13 protein-coding genes and 1 pseudogene are annotated in these 17249 nt (G+C 73.2%); 13 read left to right on the top strand and 1 reads right to left on the bottom strand.

Annotated features, from left to right (window positions below):
- Positions 1 to 12: 12 nt before the first annotated feature.
- Positions 13 to 1374: a hypothetical protein gene (locus AB0M46_RS28385; protein ID WP_363340739.1), complete on the top strand. Its 1362-nt coding sequence runs from the start codon at positions 13 to 15 to the stop codon at positions 1372 to 1374.
- A 45-nt stretch (positions 1375 to 1419) separates the two neighbouring features.
- Here AB0M46_RS28385 and AB0M46_RS28380 read toward each other — a convergent pair whose 3' ends face one another.
- Positions 1420 to 2580, bottom strand: a complete 1161-nt coding sequence (locus tag AB0M46_RS28380) for a glycosyltransferase family 4 protein (protein ID WP_363340737.1) — start codon at positions 2578 to 2580, stop codon at positions 1420 to 1422.
- Between the two features lie 44 nt (positions 2581 to 2624).
- On the opposite strand from AB0M46_RS28380, the gene AB0M46_RS28375 reads away from it, so the two are divergent.
- From AB0M46_RS28375 to AB0M46_RS28320, 12 genes and pseudogenes are all read left to right on the top strand, one after another.
- Positions 2625 to 3485 (top strand): DNA-formamidopyrimidine glycosylase family protein, encoded by an 861-nt coding sequence (locus AB0M46_RS28375; protein ID WP_363340735.1) that lies wholly within the window; start codon positions 2625 to 2627, stop codon positions 3483 to 3485.
- A 5-nt stretch (positions 3486 to 3490) separates the two neighbouring features.
- Positions 3491 to 4939 carry a DUF2142 domain-containing protein gene (locus AB0M46_RS28370; RefSeq protein WP_363340733.1) on the top strand — a complete coding sequence of 483 codons (1449 nt, stop codon included), beginning with the start codon at positions 3491 to 3493 and terminating at the stop codon, positions 4937 to 4939.
- 234 nt (positions 4940 to 5173) lie between these two features.
- On the top strand, positions 5174 to 6643 hold the full coding sequence (locus AB0M46_RS28365) for a sugar transferase (protein ID WP_363340803.1): 1470 nt from the start codon (positions 5174 to 5176) through the stop codon (positions 6641 to 6643).
- A 54-nt stretch (positions 6644 to 6697) separates the two neighbouring features.
- Positions 6698 to 7885, top strand: coding sequence for a histidine kinase (locus tag AB0M46_RS28360; RefSeq protein WP_363340731.1), 1188 nt, complete (start codon positions 6698 to 6700; stop codon positions 7883 to 7885).
- 84 nt (positions 7886 to 7969) lie between these two features.
- On the top strand, positions 7970 to 8731 hold the full coding sequence (locus AB0M46_RS28355) for a LytTR family DNA-binding domain-containing protein (RefSeq protein ID WP_363340729.1): 762 nt from the start codon (positions 7970 to 7972) through the stop codon (positions 8729 to 8731).
- A gap of 91 nt (positions 8732 to 8822) precedes the next feature.
- Positions 8823 to 9521, top strand: a complete 699-nt coding sequence (locus AB0M46_RS28350) for a response regulator transcription factor (RefSeq protein ID WP_363340727.1) — start codon at positions 8823 to 8825, stop codon at positions 9519 to 9521.
- Positions 9518 to 10549 carry a HAMP domain-containing sensor histidine kinase gene (locus tag AB0M46_RS28345; protein WP_363340725.1) on the top strand — a complete coding sequence of 344 codons (1032 nt, stop codon included), beginning with the start codon at positions 9518 to 9520 and terminating at the stop codon, positions 10547 to 10549. The genes AB0M46_RS28350 and AB0M46_RS28345 overlap by 4 nt, the downstream gene beginning before the upstream one ends.
- A 91-nt stretch (positions 10550 to 10640) precedes the next feature.
- Positions 10641 to 12359, top strand: a complete 1719-nt coding sequence (locus AB0M46_RS28340) for a DUF4173 domain-containing protein (RefSeq protein ID WP_363340723.1) — start codon at positions 10641 to 10643, stop codon at positions 12357 to 12359.
- Between the two features lie 159 nt (positions 12360 to 12518).
- The gene (locus AB0M46_RS28335) at positions 12519 to 12908 is read left to right on the top strand and encodes a hypothetical protein (RefSeq protein ID WP_363340721.1); all 390 of its coding nucleotides are present in this window, start codon (positions 12519 to 12521) and stop codon (positions 12906 to 12908) included.
- On the top strand, positions 12905 to 14602 hold the full coding sequence (locus AB0M46_RS28330; protein ID WP_363340719.1) for a cation acetate symporter: 1698 nt from the start codon (positions 12905 to 12907) through the stop codon (positions 14600 to 14602). Before AB0M46_RS28335 ends, AB0M46_RS28330 begins: the two co-directional genes overlap by 4 nt.
- Positions 14603 to 14658: 56 nt before the next feature.
- Positions 14659 to 15442, top strand: a pseudogene (locus AB0M46_RS28325) (ABC transporter ATP-binding protein).
- The gene (locus tag AB0M46_RS28320; protein WP_363340717.1) at positions 15433 to 17238 is read left to right on the top strand and encodes an ABC transporter permease; all 1806 of its coding nucleotides are present in this window, start codon (positions 15433 to 15435) and stop codon (positions 17236 to 17238) included. The pseudogene AB0M46_RS28325 and the gene AB0M46_RS28320 overlap by 10 nt, the downstream one beginning before the upstream one ends.
- Positions 17239 to 17249 lie beyond the last annotated feature (11 nt).

Genomic DNA, 17249 nt, shown 5'->3' with positions numbered 1-17249 from the left:
CCCTTCCGGCACGTGACCACACGGCCGCTTGCGCGCCGCCTGCAGGGGTTGCGCGGCGCCACCCGGTTCGTCGGCGCCGGCCTGCTCGACCAGGTGGTCATCGCCGCCGCCAACTCGGCCAACACCCTCTTGGGCGGCATCCTGCTGCCCAAGGAGAAGTTCGGCGCACTCGCCCTGGCCCTGGCCGTCGGGTACTTCGCCATGTACCTCAACCGGGCCGTCGTCGGCGACGTGCTGCTCGCGCTGGCCTCGCGCTACGACGGCGAGCCCAGGGTCCGGCTGGCCCGCAACGGCCTGGCCACGGCGCTGTGCTCGGGCGTGATCGCCACCATCGTGTTCGTGGCGCTGTGGGCCCTGTGGCCCAGCCGCGGCGAGATCGACCTGCGTGAGCTGATCTGGGTGGCGCCGTTCATGATCCCGATCATGCTGCACGACACCGCGCGCTGCGACTACCTGGCCGACCGGCGCCCCGACAAGGCGCTCGGCATCGACCTGGTCTGGGCCGGCACGCAGGCGGTCATGGTCGCGGTCATGATCCTCACGCACACCTCCAGCGCCGGCGGGCTGCTCGCGGTCTGGGGGGTGGGGGCGACCGCGGGCATCACAACGTATCTCGCGCGCGAGCGCCGCCTGCCGTGGCAGGGCAATCCGGCCGCCTGGCTGACCGAGACCCGGCACCTGTCCAGCTGGTTCACCATCACCGCGGTGGTGGCCCAGATCCAGGTGCTGGCGATCAGCTTCGTGGTCGCCGGCCGGCTGTCCAAGGTCGACCTGGGCAACCTGCGCTTCGTGCAGACCGTCCAGCTCCAGCCGGTGCAGAACCTGATCACCGCGATCACCAGCCTGCTCGTCCCGCGGGCCTCGCGCAACGCGGCCGAGGCGGCCAAGCCCGGCCCGGAGGGCGAGCAGGCGGCCCTGGCCCTGCGCCGCCAGACCCGGCAGCTGGCCATCGCGTTCGCCGTGCTGGGCGCGCTCATGGTGCTGATCGTCTGGCCGGTCGTCTCCTTCGCCCTCGTGCACACCCACAAGTTCGCCGAGGCCGCCCCGCTGGCCCTGCCGATCGCCCTGCAGGGCGCGGTCTACCTGTTGCAGGTGCCGTTCACGGCGGCGATGCGGGGCATGCACCGGGCGCGGATGCTCTTCGTGCAGTACGTCATCTTCGCCTTCGTATCGCTCAGCGGCCTGACCCTGGGCGCGGACTGGGGCGGCCTGCACGGCGCGGCCTGGGGCCTGCTGACCGGCTCGACCGCCGGCCTGATCTGCATGGTGGTGCTCTACGTCTACGCGGTGCGCTGGGTCGGCCCGCCGCCCTCGCCGGTCCTCGCCGAGGAGGTCAGCCCGAGCCCTTCAGCACCGCTCGGTACACCCCGGTGAGGCGCTAGGTCGGCCCGCCGCCCTCGCCGGTCCTCGCCGAGGAGGTCAGCCCGAGCCCTTCAGCACCGCTCGGTATACCCCGATGAGGCGCTGGGTGAGCACGTCCGGGGCGAACTCGGTCTCGTAGCGGCCCCGGGCCACCGGGGCCAGGGCGGCCGCGCCCGCGTGCGCCTCGCGCAGCCCCTCGGCCAGCGCGGCGGCCTCGGGCTCGACCACCCAGCCGGCCTTGCCGGCGAGGTAGGGCATCCCGCCGCGGTCGGTGACCAGCACCGGCCGGCCGCCCGACAGCGCCTCCAGGATGATCGTCGGCAGCACGTCGTGCCAGGTCGAGGCGGCGATCACGCAGGCGGCGCCGGCGATCTCGGCGCGCACCGCGGCGTTGTCCAGGGGCCCGAGGTAGGTCACGTCGTCGCGCTCGGCCGCGGCCCGCTCGGCGGCGGGGCGCAGCGGGCCATCGCCGATGATGCGCAGCGGGCCGAGCTCGCCGTCCGGGTGCCGCGACCAGGCGTCCAGCACCAGCTCGAGGCCCTTTTCCGGGCTCAGCCGGCCGGCGTAGAGGAAGCCGGTGCCCGGGCCCGGCGCCGCGCCCGCGTCGGGGATGCCGTTGGGCTTCACCGTGATGCGCCCGGCCGGGATGCCGAAGTCGGCCAGGTGCTCGGCGATCCGGTCGGTCAGCGCGATGTAGTGGTCGACCTGCTTCCAGGTGCCGCGGTGGTACGCCAGCGTGGCCGCCATCACCGCCGACTGCGCCTTGGAGCCGCGGTAGCACGCGTGGGTGACGGCCGGCAGCGGGAACGCCCTGCCCCGGCACTCCGTGCAGATGTGGCCGTCGCGGAAGTACAGGCCCGGCGCGCAGACCTGGCGGTAGTTGTGCACGGTGTGCACGACCGGCAGGCCGTGGGCGTGGGCGGTCTTCACGATCGCGGGCGAAATGAGTGGATATGGGTTGTGCAGATGTACCAAATCCGGCTTTTCGGTCCGGATCAGCGCGGTCAGGGCGCGCTGGGACTCGCCGTTGCGGATCGGCGAGAGGGGCAGCAGCACCTTGCGCGCCGCCGAGAATGTGCCGATCTCGTCCGAGCTGCGCAGGAACGGCAGGACATCGACCCCGGCCGCGCCGAGCTGGGCGATCTCGGCATCGACGATCACGTTCTCGCCCGAGGGCTGCCCGGAGGCGTAGCGGTTGTGCGCGACGACGACCTTCATGATGCGCAAAGCCTACGGACCGCTCGTTGGGGCAGACTGTACGGGTGCCCGAGCTTCCCGAGGTCGAGGCGCTCGCCGCGTTCCTGCGAGAGCGCGCCGCCGGCCACACCATCGACCGCATCGAGGTCTCCGCGATCAGCGCGCTGAAGACCTTCGACCCCCCGATCACGGCCGCCGCCGGCCAGGCCCTCACCGGCGCCTCCCGGCACGGCAAGTTTCTCGACATCCACGTCGGCGCCGACCTGCACCTCGTCGTGCACCTGGCCCGGGCGGGCTGGCTGCACTACCGCGACGAGTTCAACGCCAAGACCCCGCTCAAGCCCGGCTCCGGCCCGATCGCGCTGCGGGTGCGCCTCGACGACGAGTCGGGCTTCGACCTGACCGAGGCCGGCACCAAGAAGAGCCTCGCCGCCTACTTCGTCACCGACCCGCGCCTGGTGCCCGGCGTGTCCCGGCTCGGCCCGGACGCGCTGGCGGTGAGCGAGGAGGACTTCGCCGCCGCCATGCGCTCGCGGCGGGGCCAGATCAAGGGCGTGCTCACCGAGCAGACGATCCTGGCCGGGGTCGGCAACGCGTACTCCGACGAGATCCTGCACGCCGCCAAGATGTCCCCGTTCGCGCTGACCAACAAGATCACCGGCGAGGCCATGGCCCGCCTGTACGCGGCCATGCGCACGGTGCTCACCGACGCCGTCGCGCGCTCGGTCGGGCAGAAAGCCGCCACGCTGAAGTCCGAGAAGCGCTCGGGCCTGGCCGTGCACGCCCGCACCGGCCTGCCCTGCCCGGTCTGCGGCGACACCGTGCGCGAGGTCTCGTTCGCGGACACCTCGCTGCAGTACTGCCCGACCTGCCAGACGAACGGCAAACCCTTGGCGGACCGCCGCCTCTCCAAGCTCGTACGCTGAGGCCCGTGCGCCGTGCGTTCCTAGTGGCCTTTGTCGCGTTTTTCCTCCTCGGTACCGCCTGGGCGCTGGCCCTGCCCGCGAATGGCACCTACGACGAGAAGCAACACCTCGTGCGCGCCTACGCGGTGTGGACCGGCCAGTGGCTGCCGCACGCGCGGGCGAAGGACGCCAGTGGCATCGAGACCAACGCGTTCACCGGCCCGCGCAGCCTGTTGCCGGAGAACGCCGACTGCACCTGGATCGACAAGCCCGCCTACCACCCGGCCTCCTGCCTCGAGACCACCGGCGACCGGACCGAGGTGCTGGTGCCCAGCGCCGCCGCCCGCTACAGCCCCGTCTACTACGCGCTGGTCGGCCTGCCGCTGCGGATCAGCCCCGACGGCACTGGCCTGATCTGGGCCCGGCTGCTGTCCGCCGCCCTGTCCGCCGCGCTGCTGGCCTGGGCCGCCGCGCTCGCCCTGGGCTCCGGCCGCCGGCTCTTCGGCGCCGCGATGGTGCTCGTCGCCACCCCGATGCTGGCCGACCTGGCCGGGTCGATCAACCCCAACGGCCTGGAGATCAGCGCGGCGGTACTGCTGTTCGTCGCCGCCCTGCGCCGGCGGTGGCTCGCCGCCGGGGTCGGCGCGCTGCTGCTGTTCACCATCCGTGACCTCGGCCCGTTCTTCGTGCTGGCCGACCTCGCGCTGGCGCTGTTCGTGACCAGAGCTCACCCGCGCGAGCTGCTGCGCCGCCCGTTCCTGGTGCCCGCCGCGCTCGGCGCCGCCTTCGCCGTGCTCTGGGCCGCCGTCGCCTCGCGCGGCAGCGACATCGACCAGGCCCCGCCCGCGCCGGCGACCGGCGCCGGGGCGATCCTGTCCGACATCGCGCACAACCGCGCCGAGTTCTGGGCCCGCCAGATCGTCGGCCAGTTCAACTACGGCGAGACGACGATCTCGATCGCCGTCGTCGGGCTGTGGTACCTCCTCGTCGCCGCCCTGGTCCTGCCCGCCCTGTGGTTCGGCGACCGCCGGCTGCGGCTCGCGCTCGGCGCCGCCTTCGCCGGCAGCGCGGCCCTGCTGGTGGCCCTGGAGCTGTACTTCGCGCCGAAGGTCGGCCACTTCGCCCACGGTCGCTACGTGATGCCGCTCGGCGTCGGTGTGGTGCTGCTTACCCCCTTCGCGGACCGTTACGCAGGGTGGCTGTCGGATCGCGGGTGGCTCGGCCGGCTGGTGCTGCTGTGCGCCGGGCTGGCCGCACCGATGCAGCTCTATGCCCTGGCGAGGGTCATGACGCGGTTCCAGCGCGGCATCGCCGCGGGTCTCAACCCGTTCGGCGGGGCGTGGACGCCGCCACTCGGCGCCATCGTCCCGCTCGCCTGCGCGCTTGTAGGGGCCGGGCTACTCGGGGTGATTGTCACACGGAGTTCTGTCCGCCCTACGCCAGTGCTCTCGACAGCGAACACGTTGAGCAACTAGTGTCGGCCGGTCGTCATCGGTGGCATCGGCCGTCATGGGACACTCTGGAAGTGCTTCCCGGTGTCCGTGTATTCCTGAAAGGGTCGGCCGAGCAGAGCTGTGCCGCGATGCGCGCATCGGGGTACGAGAGGACGCACTCAGGTGACCGCTAGTCTCCAACGTCCGGCCACTTCGCCGAGCCGGAGATCGACCTTGGGTGAACTCGACAGCTTCGAGATCCTTCCTGATCACTACATGATGGATCCCCTCGGTCCGAACGGCGTCCCCCGCTCGACCTGGCAGCGAACCAAGCGGGCCGCGCGCTGGCACCGGCCCTATGCGGCCATCCTGGTGCTGCTCGACGTGGGGGCCGCGGCCCTGGCCTCGCTGACCGCGGCCGCTCAGCTTCCGAAGGCCAACTCCGGTTTCCAGAACCAGCCAGATCTGTTCAACCTCGTCGCCTTCTGGCTCCTGCCGGCCGTGTGGCTGCTGGTGCTGTGGGGGCACGGGGCGTACGACCGACGCTATCTCGGCACGGGCACGGACGAGTTCAAGCGCGTGGTGCGCGCCTCCTGGACCGTCGTGGCGATCGTCGCCTTCGCGGCCTTCGCGTTCAAGGTCGACGTGTCCCGGTTCTCGGTCGGCGCCGCGCTCGTCGGCGGCCTCGTCTACGTGCTGATTCTGCGGTACTTCGCCCGCAAGGGCCTCGCGCTGGCCCGCACGAGATTCAACCTCGCGACCCACCGGATGCTGCTCATCGGCACCCTGCAGGAGGCCCTGGAGGTGCACGCGGCGATCGCCCGCGACCCCGCCGCAGGCCTCGTGCCGGTCGGCATCCACCTGACCGAGGGCTACGCGCCGCACCCGAGCACCGTGACCCCCGTCCCCGTGCACGCCGGCCGCGACATCCTCTCCCTGGTCCGCGAGCTCAACGCCGACACGATCGCGGTCTGCGGCTCGGCCAGCGCCGAGCCGGTCGAGCTGCGCCGCCTGGCCTGGCAGCTCGAGGGCACCGGCATCGACCTCGCGGTCGCGCCCCAGCTCACCGACATCGCCGGCCCGCGCGTGCACATCCGCCCGATCGAGGGCATTCCGCTGCTCTACGTCGAGGAGCCCAAGCTCTCCGGCGTGGGCTGGCTCTTCAAGAACGTCATTGACCGCGTGCTGGCCCTGATCGCCCTGCTGATCTGCCTGCCGATCTTCCCGTTCGTGGCCCTGGCGATCAAGCTCTCCGACCCCGGCCCGATCTTCTTCCGCCAGCCGCGCATCGGCCGCGAGGGCAAGACCTTCCGGGTCTGGAAGCTGCGCACGATGTACGTCGACGCCGAAGAGCGCCTGGCCACGCTCAAGGACGAGAACGAGAGCGACGGCCTGCTCTTCAAGATGAAGAACGACCCACGCATCTTCAAGGTCGGCAAGTGGCTGCGGGCGATGTCGATCGACGAGCTGCCCCAGATGCTCAACGTCCTCATGGGCGAGATGTCCCTGGTCGGGCCCCGCCCGCTGCCGGCCGAGGACGGCGACTTCCTCGGCGACGTGCGGCGGCGGCTGTTGGTCCGCCCGGGCATCACGGGCCTATGGCAGGTGTCCGGCCGCAGCGACCTGAGCTGGGACGACGCCGTCCGCCTGGATCTCTACTACGTCGACAACTGGTCGCTGGTCCTCGACCTGCACACGCTGTGGCGCACGATCGGCGTGGTCGTCTTCCGCAAGGGCGCCTACTAAGGGTTCGACCCCGGGCTCTTCCGCGCCGGCGGGTGCCGGCCGCAGGATGTGCGCGTGGGTGCCAACCTCGCCGCCGGCCTGATCGTGCTCGCGCTGGCCGTCGCGCTCGGCGGCGCCGTGTACGCGGTGATCCGGCTGCGCGGCCGCCGGGCGATCGCGACGGCGGCGCAGCGGGCGACGTACGACGTGCTGCACATCGCCGAGCTCGCCGCCGAGCCGCTGCGCACCGGGCTCACCGAGGCCGCGGCCGGCAAGGCGATCCGGCACCTGCGCTCGCTCACCGGGGCGGCCGGCATCGCGGTCACCGACGCCGTGCGGGTGCTCGCCTTCGACGGGATCGGGGAGCACCACCGCGAGCACGCCGCGGCGGCCGCGGCCAAGGCGGTGGCGGCCGGCCGGCCCACCGTGCTCGGCGGCCGGGAGCTGCCGTGCGACCTCGTCGACTGCCCGATCCGCGGCGCGGTGGTGGTGCCGCTGGCCCAGCGCGAAGGTGCGCTGGTCGCGCTGTCGGACGGGCCGCCGGCGCCCGGGCTGGTGCAGGCCACCGCCGAGACCGCCCGCTGGGTCGGCACCCAGCTGGCGCTGGCCGAGCTCGACACCTCGCGGGCCCGGCTGGCCCGGGCCGAGGTCCGGGCGCTGCGGGCGCAGATCAGCCCGCACTTCATCTACAACGCGCTGACCGCCATCGCGAGCTTCGTGCGCACCGACCCCGAGCGGGCGCGGGAGCTGATCCTGGAGTTCGCCGAGTTCACCCGGTACTCCTTCCGCGCGCACGGCGAGTTCACGACGCTGGCCGAGGAGCTGCGATCCATCGACCGGTACCTCACCATCGAGCGCGCCCGCTTCGGCGAGCGGCTGCAGGTCCGGCTGCAGATCGCGCCCGAGGTGCTGCCGGTGACCCTGCCGTTTCTCTGCCTGCAGCCGTTGGTCGAGAACGCGGTACGGCACGGGCTGTCCCGCAAGCCGGGCATGGGCACGGTCAGCATCGTGGCCCGCGACGCCGGGGCCGAGTGTCACATCACGGTCGAGGACGACGGCGTGGGCATGGAGCCGGCCGCCCTGCTCGACGCGGACGACGGCGTCGACAGCGGGCAGCACGTGGGCTTGCGCAACGTCGACGATCGGCTACGTTCGGTCTTCGGCGACGAGTTCGGCCTCGTGGTGGAGACCGCGCCCGAGGCCGGCACGAAGGTGAGCATGCGCGTGCCGAAGTTCCACCCGGGAGTGAGGAGCGGCTCATGAGCGGTCCGGAGCGGAGCGGAGGGGCCGCGAAACATGAAACAGCGTTGGCTCATGGCGGCACCGGAGCGAAGCGGAGGTGACGGCATGAGCGAGCACGGGTTCCTGCGGGTGCTCGCCGTCGACGACGAGGTGCCGGCGCTGGACGAGCTGGCGTACCTGCTGCGGGCCGATCCGCGGGTCGGCCGCCTGCACACCGCGGGCGATGCCACCGAGGCGCTGCGGGTGCTGCGTGACGCCGACGTCGACGCCGTCTTCCTCGACATCCGCATGCCCGGGCTGGACGGCATGGAGCTGGCCCGGGTGCTCGGCCGGTTCGCCAAGCCGCCGGCGATCGTGTTCGTCACGGCGTACGACGACCGCGCCGCCGAGGCGTTCGACCTCGGCGTCGCCGACTACGTGCGCAAGCCCGTCCGGCCCGATCGGATCGCCGAGTCGCTGCGCCGCGTGCTGGCCGCCCGGCTCGTGCCGACCCACCCGGCGGTGGCCGCCCGTCGCGACCGCCAGGACGACCCGACGATCCCGGTCGAACTGGCCGGCACCACCCGGATGCTGCCCCGCTCGTCGGTGCGCTGGGTCGAGGCCCAGGGCGACTACGCCCGCCTGCACACCGCGGACGCCTCGCACCTGGTCCGGGTCTCGCTGGCCACCCTGGCCGAGCGGTGGGCCGACGCCGGGTTCGCGAGGATCCACCGGTCGTACCTCGTGCAGCTCAGGCTCATCACCGAGCTGCGCATGACGAACAGCGGCTACGTGGTGCTGATCGACGACCACGAGCTGCCCGTCTCGCGCCGCCACACCCGCGAGCTCAAGGACCGCCTGGTGCGCGCGGCCAAGTCGTGGTCCTGACGGCGGACGCACACAACTGCGGCCCGGGTCTCCACAATCCCTCCACATTGCCGACCGAGCGCCTGCACGACGTGCGCATACGCTGCATGGCATGAACGCAGCGGGCGAGCGCCGGCGGGTGCTGGTGGTGGACGACGAGCGGATGATCGCGGAGTCCATCGCGGTTCGGCTCCGGGCCGAGGGGTTCTCGGTCGACACCGCGCACGACGGGCCGTCCGCCGTCGCCGCGGCCCGGCTCATCCGGCCCGACCTCGTGGTGCTCGACGTCATGCTGCCCGGGTTCGACGGGCTCGAGGTGTGCCGGCGGATCCAGGCCGAGCGGCCCGTCGCGGTGCTCATGCTCACCGCCCGGGACGACGAGACCGACCTGCTCGTCGGGCTCGCGGTCGGGGCCGACGACTACCTCACCAAGCCGTTCTCGATGCGGGAGCTGGCGGCCCGGGTGCACGTGCTGCTGCGGCGGCTCGAACGGCTCGCGCAGGTGCGGCCGGACCCCGACCAGACGCCCATCGTGCTCGGGAACCTCGAGATCAACCGGGCGCAGCGGCGGGTCACCCGGGCCGGGGTGGAGGCGCACCTCACGCCGACCGAGTTCGATCTGCTCGTCAACCTGGCCAGCCGGCCGCGGACCGTGCTGCCCCGCGAGCGGCTGCTGGCCGAGGTGTGGGGATGGGCCGACGCGTCGGGGACCCGCACGGTGGACAGCCACATCAAGGCGCTGCGCCGCAAGCTCGGGGCGGACCTGATCCGCACGGTGCACGGGGTCGGGTACGCACTGGAGTCGGCATGAACCAGGGCTGGAAGAAGGTCGCCGACCTGCTGCCGCGGCCGCTCGATCCGCTGCGGTCGATCAAGCTCAAGCTGGCGGTGCTGCTGCTCGCCTCGGCGTGCGCGGGGCTCGGCGTGTTCTGGATCGGGATCGGGTGGATCCCGCCGAACACCACGTACATCGCGCTGACCGCCGGCCTGCTCACCTCGCAGGTGCTGGCCCACGGGGTGACCCGGCCGCTGCGCGAGATGACGGCGGCGGCCCGCGCGATGGCCCGCGGCGACTACTCGACCCGGGTCCGCGCCACCTCGCGCGACGAGGTCGGGCAGCTGGCCGTGGCGTTCAACCAGATGGTGAGCGAGCTGGCCGCGGCCGACCAGCAGCGGCGCGAGCTCATCGCCAACGTCTCGCACGAGCTGCGCACACCGATCTCGGCGCTGCAGGCGGTGCTGGAGAACATCGTCGACGGCGTCGCCGAGCCCGACCCCGCCACGCTGCGCACCGCGCTGGCCCAGACCGAGCGGCTCGGCCGGCTGGTGACGGAGCTGCTCGACATCTCCCGCCTCGACGCCGGCGTCGTGCCGCTGGACCGCGAGCTCTTCCACGTCGAGGACCTGCTCCACGAGGTCGTCGCCGAGGCCGAGGTCAAGGCGTCGGCGGCCGGCCACAAGGTCGAGTACCTCTCCTGCTCCTTCCCCGAGAGCGCCCTGGTCAGAGCCGACCGCGCGCGCCTGCACCACGTCCTGACCAACCTCGTCGACAACGCCACCCGGCACAGCCCGGACGGCGGCACGGTCACCATCCTCGGTCGGCGCGAGGGCGACCGGGTGATGATCGAGGTCGCCGACGAGGGGCTCGGCATCCCGCACGCCGACCGCGAGCGCGTCTTCGAGCGCTTCACCCGGGGCGCCCGGGCCTCCGGCGGCGGCACCGGCCTGGGCCTGGCCATCGCCCAGTGGCTGACCCAGCTGCACGACGGCACGATCGCGGTCGTCGAGCAGCCCGACAGCCTGCCGGGCTGCCGCATCCGCGTGACCCTGCCGGCCTAGCTCCGTCCTTCCTTCCTCCCTCCCGCGACCCGCCCTTCGTCTCCCCCGGCCGGTCGCGCGGATCCGCACGCCCTCATGCAGGAGTTGCGTCATGAACGAGAGCCCCGCCCAGCCGCCCAAACCCTCCGAACGGCCCGCGGTGCGGGCGCCGGCGACGGCCGGGGCCGGCACTCACCCGGCGAAGACCGGCCCGCCCGCCCGGCCCACCCTTGGGCCGGTGCCGGCGCAGGCGGGGCCGATGCCGAACCTGGCGCTGCGCAGCCCGGTCCGGATCGGGCCGCCCGATCCGACCCTGTGGCAGCGGGCCTGGGTCCTGCGGGAGGCCGCGGCGGGGCGGGCCGCCCTGGTCGGGGCCCTCGTCGCGGCGATCGTGGCGGCGGTCGCCGTGCCGGTCGACCGGCCGGGGATCGGGTGGCCGATCGCCGGCATCGGGCTGGTCGCGCCGCTGGCCGTGCTGCAGGCACGGCGGCGCAGGGCCGAGGCGCTGCTGTGGTGCTGCGGGGCGGCCGGGCTGCTGTCGGTTGGCCTCTTCCGCGCCGCCGGATGGCTGTTCGCGCTGTGCGCGCTGACCGCGTTCGGCTGCGTGGCGATGGCGGTGGGGCGGCCGCGGCGCGTGCCCGGGGTGCTGTACACGCCGTTTGCCCTGCTCATGGCCGTGTTCCGGGCGGTGCCGTGGGCGGGCGCCGGACTGAGCGCCATCAAGCCGTCGACCGTCGAGGGGGCGGCCGACGGTTCCCCGGAGCAGGACGAGGACGACGACGAGGACGAGCAGCCGCACGGCGATCGCGGCGTGCGGCTGCTGGTGTCGATCGGCATCGGGGTGCTGCTGCTCGTCGTGTTCGGGGCGCTGTTCGCCAGCGCGGACGCGGCCTTCGGGCGGGTGGTCGGGGCGATCGTGCCGTCGCTGGACGCCGGGACCGTCTCGCGGTGGGTGTTCGTCGGCCTGGCCGCGGCCGGGGTGTCGCTGGGCGCGGCGTTCCTCGTGGCCAACCCCTCCTCGGTCGGCGACGGTGCGCCGCGCTCGGGCCGGCCGGTGCGCCGCATCGAGTGGCTGGTGCCGGTCGGGGCCGTGCTGGCCCTGTTTGTACTGTTCGTCGCCGTCCAGCTCACGGTGCTGTTCGGCGACCGCGGCTACGTCATGCGGACCGTCGGGCTGACGTTCGCGCAGTACGCGCGCAAGGGCTTCTGGCAGCTGCTCGTCATCACGCTGCTCACGCTGCTGGTCATGGGCGTGACCGCGCGCAAGGCGCCGCGGGCGAGCCGGGCCGACCGGTCCCTGCTGCGGCTCGTGCTCGGGCTGCTGGCGCTGTGCTCGCTCGTGGTCGTGGGCTCGGCGCTGTGGCGGATGAACGTCTACGAGCAGGCGTACGGGTTCACCCGGCTGCGGGTCTTCGTCAGCGCCTTCGAGCTGTGGCTGGGCGGGCTGTTCGGGCTCGTCCTGCTGGCCGGCCTGGCCGGGGCGGGCCGGCGGGCCACCTGGCTCGGGCGGGCCGCCGCCGGCCTGTGGGTGGTCACGCTGCTCGGGCTGGCGGTGCTTAACCCGGACCGGTTCATCGCGGCGCACAACGTCGACCGGGCCAACGCCAGCAACTCCGACATCTGGTACCTGCGCTCGCTCTCGGCCGACGCGGCGCCCGAGCTGGACCGGCTGCCGTCCGGCGCCCGCGAGTGCGCGCTGTCCGACATCGACGGCGACCTTCGCCAGCGCCCGGACGACTGGCGGGGCTGGAACCTGAGCCGCTCGCGGGCGCGTCAGCTGCTCTCCGACCCGATCCGCGTCGGAGATTTCCCCTGCTATCGGAGGTACTGAATGTCCTTGGCACCGCGGAGGCCGGGATTCCTGACGGGAGCAACGGTCAGCAGGTGACGCGAACCTGAGTCCAAAAAACATCAAAAGAGCTGGGCCGACGTTTCGACGGGGGACGTCGGCCCTTGCTTTTGTTTTGCGGGCGTTGCGAGACTGCCGTCTATGGAGCCGCCAACTCCGCGCGTCCGGGTCGTGCTCGGGGACGTCTCCCGCGCCCGGATCCGGCCGGCCCGCGCCCGGGTCGAGCTGGAGGAGCAGAGCCCGGTCGGGGCGGCGCTGGCCCGCGGGCTGGTGCGGGCGCAACTGTCGGTGGCGGTGCGGCTCGCCGCCGTGGTCGCGGTCGGGCTGGGCGGGCTCCCGCTGCTCTTCGCGGCGCTGCCCGCGGTCGCGCACGCCCGGCTGTTCGGCGTCTCGCTGCCCTGGGTGCTGCTCGGCGTGCTCGCCTACCCGTTCCTGTACCTCATCGGCGCCGTCTACGTGCACCTGGCCGAGCGCAACGAGCAGGAGTTCCTGGCCCTGGTCGAGGATCGCGGCCAACACCCGGCGGCATGACCTCGTACTCGATCGCCGCGGTCCTGCTGGTCACGCTGGCCACGGTCGCGATCGGGCTCTACGGTCTGCGCCTCGCCCGCACCACCTCCGACTTCCTGGTCGCCTCGCGGATGGTCAGCCCGAGCTGGAACGCGGCGGCGATCAGCGGGGAGTACCTGTCGGCGGCGAGCTTCCTCGGCGTGGCCGGGCTGGTGCTCAAGCACGGGGTCGACCTGCTGTGGTACCCGGTCGGATTCGCCGCCGGATACCTGGCTCTGTTGCTCTTCGTGGCCGCGCCGCTACGGCGCTCGGGGGCGTTCACGCTGCCCGACTTCTGCGAGGTGCGGCTGCGCTCCAAGCGGCTGCGCAAGCTGGCCACCGCGTTCGTGATGTTCATCGGCTGGCTGTACCTGGTGCCGCAGTTACAGGGCGCCGGGCTCACGCTGCAGACCGTGACCGGCGCCCCCTACGCGCTCGGGACGTTGCTCGTCGGGGTCGTGGTGACCCTGAACGTGGCGCTCGGCGGGATGCGCTCGATCACGTTCGTGCAGGCGTTCCAGTACTGGCTCAAGCTCACCGCCCTCGCCGTGCCCTTCGTGTTCCTGCTCATGGCGTGGCAGCACGACGGCCGGCCCGCCCTGACCGCCCCCGACGGGCCCCGCTTCGCCGCCGCGACGACCGTCACCGTCGAGCACCCGACCCGCCTGACGGTGACCGAGCCGACCCGGGTCGTCGCGCACGGTGCGGTCGACGACGTCCCGCTGGCCGGCGCCCTGCTGCTCACTCCCGGTGAGCACGCCGTCGCCGAGGAGACGGTCCTCGATTTCCCGCCGGACTCGGCGGTACCGCGGGTGCCGGCCGTCTCCGGCGACACCCCCGCCGAGTGGCTGCTCCCAGGCGGCACGTCGCAGGACCTGTTCGCGACGTACTCGCTGATCCTGGCCACGTTCCTGGGCACCATGGGCCTGCCGCACGTGCTCGTGCGCTTCTACACCAACCCCGACGGGGCGGCCGCGCGGCGCACCACGCTCGTCGTGCTGGGCCTGGTCGGGGTCTTCTACCTGACCCCGACCCTCTACGGCGTGCTCGGCCGGATCTACACCCCGCAGCTGCTCATGACCGGCAACACCGACGCCGTCGTGCTGCTGCTGCCGTCGGCCGCCCTCGGCGGCGGCCCGGCCGGGAGCCTGCTCAGCGCGCTGGTCGCGGCGGGCGCGTTCGCCGCGTTCCTCTCCGCCTCCTCCGGGCTGCTCACCAGCGTGGCCGGGGTGCTGTCGACCGACGTGCTCGGCCACGGCTCGGTGCGCGACTTCCGCCGCTCGGCCCTGGTCGCCGGGGTGGTGCCGCTGCTGCTCGCGCTCTTCGTGGCGAGCCTCGACGTCTCGCAGGTGGTCGGGCTGGCCTTCGCCGTCGCCGCGTCCAGCTTCTGCCCGCTGCTCGTGCTCGGCATCTGGTGGCGCGGGCTCACCGCGGTCGGCGCGGCGGCCGGGATCGTCGCCGGCGGCGGCGCGGCCGTGTCCGCCGTGCTGCTCACCGTGCTCGGCGGCCCGCTGGACGGCTGGGCCGGGGTGCTGACGACCCAGCCCGCCGCCTGGTCCGTACCCCTGGCCTTTCTGGTGATGATTCTGGTCTCCCTGCTGACAAGGCACCGGTTGCCCGCCGGCGTCGGGGCGATCATGCTTCGGCTGCACGCGCCCGACGCGCTGCGCATGTGAGCTCACCGGGTCACCGGGAGTGGCCAAGGGTGGACAGGGTGACTTACGTTCAGAATGTGACAGATCGCGAGCCGGGTTCCGCTCTCGCGCTGCGGGGGCTCACCAAGCGTTTCGACGACAAGGTTGCGGTGGCCGGCGTCGACCTCGACGTGCCGGTCGGCTCCTTCTTCGGCCTGCTGGGGCCGAACGGGGCCGGCAAGACCACCTCCCTGTCCATGGCCGTCGGGCCTGTCCATGGCCGTCGGGCTGCTGCGCCCGGACGCCGGCCACGCCTACGTGCTCGGCCACGACGTGTGGTCCGACCCGGTCGAGGCCAAGCGCCGCCTCGGCGCCCTGCCCGACTCGGCCCGCATGTTCGACCGGCTCTCCGGCGCCGAGCTGCTGGCCTACACCGGCCTGCTGCGCGGGCTGCCGGCGGACGTGGTCGACGCCCGCGCGGCCGAGCTGCTCGACGTGCTCGGCCTCGCCGACGCCGGGCGGACCCTGGTCGTCGACTACTCCGCCGGCATGAAGAAGAAGATCGGCCTGGCCTGCGCGATGCTGCACGCGCCCCGGCTGCTGGTGCTCGACGAGCCGTTCGAGGCGGTCGACCCGGTCTCCGGCGCCCTGATCAGGGACATTCTGATCCGCTACGTGCGCAACGGCGGGACGGTGATCTTCTCCAGCCACGTCATGGCCGTCGTCGAGCGGCTGTGCACGCACATCGCGATCCTGGCCGACGGGCAGATCAAGGTCGTCGGTACCACCGAGGAGGTCCGCGGTGGCCGGGAGCTCGAGGATGTCTTCGTCGACGTCGTCGGCGGCCGGGTGGCGACTGGCGCGGAGCTGTCGTGGCTGTGACGCCGCCGCACGGACCGGCGCCCGAGGCGTCGACGGACCCGCAGGCGCGGATCCCGCAGCAGCAGCAGCGGCCGGCCGCCGAGCCGTCGCCGCCCGAGCCGCGGGCGCAGCTGGCGGGCCAGCCGCGGGTCGCCTACTTCGTGCGGCTCAAGCTGCGCATCCTGCGCAACACGCTGCGGCCGGGCCGGCGACCGAGCGGCGACCGGTCGCGCTGGTTCGGCCGGCACTCGCGGCTCATCCTGTTCCTGCTCGGCGCGCTGTTCGGGCTGTGGGCGGCGTTCGTCGGCTTCGCCGCCTTCGCGATCAGCAGCGTGGCCGGACCCCACCTCCGCCCGACGGTCGCCGCGTTCGCCGGCGCCGCGATCGTGCTCGCCTGGGTCTTCGTGCCGTTGCTGTTCTTCGGCGTCGACGAGACCCTCGACCCGGCCCGCTTCGCGCTGCTGCCGGTGCCACGGCGCACCCTGGTGCTGGGCATGCTCGCTGCCGCGTTCGTCGGCGTGCCGCCCGTGGTCACGCTGCTGGCCACCCTCGGCTCGGTGATCGGCGCCGCGACCGGGGGCGGGCTCGCCGCCGCGGTCGTCGCGGTGCTCGGCGCGGTGGTCGGCCTCTGCGTCTGCGTCGCCGCGAGCCGCGCGGTGACCAGCGCGTTCGCCCGGATGCTGCGCTCGCGCCGGGTGCGCGACCTCGCCGCGCTGCTCATCGCGCTCATGGGCATCTCGTGCAACCCGGTCATCCAGCTGATCATCGCGCTCGTCGGCCGCGGCGAGTCGCCCCAGGCCACCGCGATCGCCCGCGTGCTGTCCTGGACGCCGCTCGCGGCGCCGTACGTGGCGTACGTCGACGCCATCGACGGCCGCTGGGCGCTCGTCGCCGCCCGCCTGCTGGTCGGTGTGGCGGGCGGCGCGGTGCTGCTGTGGTGGTGGCTGCAGACCATCGAGTCGGCGATGATCGGCAGCGCCGCGGGCCCCGGCGCCGGTCGCCGGTCCGCGACCGGCGAGAGCCCCGTGCGCGCGCTCTTCCCGCGCGTCGTGCGGTTCCTGCGGCCGAACCGGTTCACCGGCCTGATCGCCCGGGAGATGCGGTACTGGCTGCGCGACCCCCGCCGGCGGGCCACCCTGATCTCGCTGCTGGCCATGTCCGTGGTGATCCCGTTCGCGTTCACCCTCGGGGTGGGCGGCAGCCGGGGCGCGGCCCAGGCCCATCCGAGCGGTCACGGTGCGCTCGTGTACTCGCTGACCATCGCGGGCGCGTTCCTGGGCCTGGTGCTGGTCAACCAGTTCGGCAACGACGGCACCGCGTACGCGCTGCACATCCTCGCCGGCGTGCCCGGCCAGGTGGAGCTCGCCGCCCGCGCGCTGGCCGTGGCTACGCTGACGTTTCCGGTGCTCACCGCGGCGACGGTGGCGGTGGCGATCATCGGCGGCGAGGCCGCCCAGTTGCCGGCCGCGCTCGGGGTGGGGCTGTGCACGTACGGCATCTCGGTCGGCGCGGCCGGCATCACCTCGGTCGTCGCCGCGTACCCGGTGCCCGACAGCAACAACCCGTTCGCCACGAACGCCGGGCGGGGCGGTCTGCGAAGCCTCCTCTCGTTCGTGAGCATGCTCGCGACCTGGGTGCTGGCCGCGCCCGTGACGATCGCGTCCGCCCTGCTGCCGGAGGACCTGACCTGGGTACTCCTGCCGGTCGGCCTGGCCTGGGGCCTCGCGCTCGCCTGGGTGGGCACCCGGCTGGCGGGCAACCTGCTGCAGCGCCGTGCGCCGGAGGTCCTGGCGGCCGTCAGCCCGAGGCGGGCCTGACCGGGCGGCTT

This window comes from Dactylosporangium sp. NPDC051485 (assembly GCF_040682015.1).
In the GTDB taxonomy this organism is placed as follows: domain Bacteria; phylum Actinomycetota; class Actinomycetes; order Mycobacteriales; family Micromonosporaceae; genus Dactylosporangium.
The sequence above is the reverse complement of the archived record's forward strand: the minus strand, read 5'-3'. Positions and strand labels throughout refer to the sequence as shown.

Coding starts and splice junctions, on each gene's coding strand:
- AB0M46_RS28345 (WP_363340725.1), top strand. CDS start 9,518: ATGAACCAGGGCTGGAAGAAGGTCGCCGACCTGCTGCCGCGGCCGCTC.
- AB0M46_RS28350 (WP_363340727.1), top strand. CDS start 8,823: ATGAACGCAGCGGGCGAGCGCCGGCGGGTGCTGGTGGTGGACGACGAG.
- AB0M46_RS28355 (WP_363340729.1), top strand. CDS start 7,970: ATGAGCGAGCACGGGTTCCTGCGGGTGCTCGCCGTCGACGACGAGGTG.
- AB0M46_RS28340 (WP_363340723.1), top strand. CDS start 10,641: ATGAACGAGAGCCCCGCCCAGCCGCCCAAACCCTCCGAACGGCCCGCG.
- AB0M46_RS28330 (WP_363340719.1), top strand. CDS start 12,905: ATGACCTCGTACTCGATCGCCGCGGTCCTGCTGGTCACGCTGGCCACG.
- AB0M46_RS28335 (WP_363340721.1), top strand. CDS start 12,519: ATGGAGCCGCCAACTCCGCGCGTCCGGGTCGTGCTCGGGGACGTCTCC.
- AB0M46_RS28380 (WP_363340737.1), bottom strand. CDS start 2,580: ATGAAGGTCGTCGTCGCGCACAACCGCTACGCCTCCGGGCAGCCCTCG.
- AB0M46_RS28365 (WP_363340803.1), top strand. CDS start 5,174: ATGATGGATCCCCTCGGTCCGAACGGCGTCCCCCGCTCGACCTGGCAG.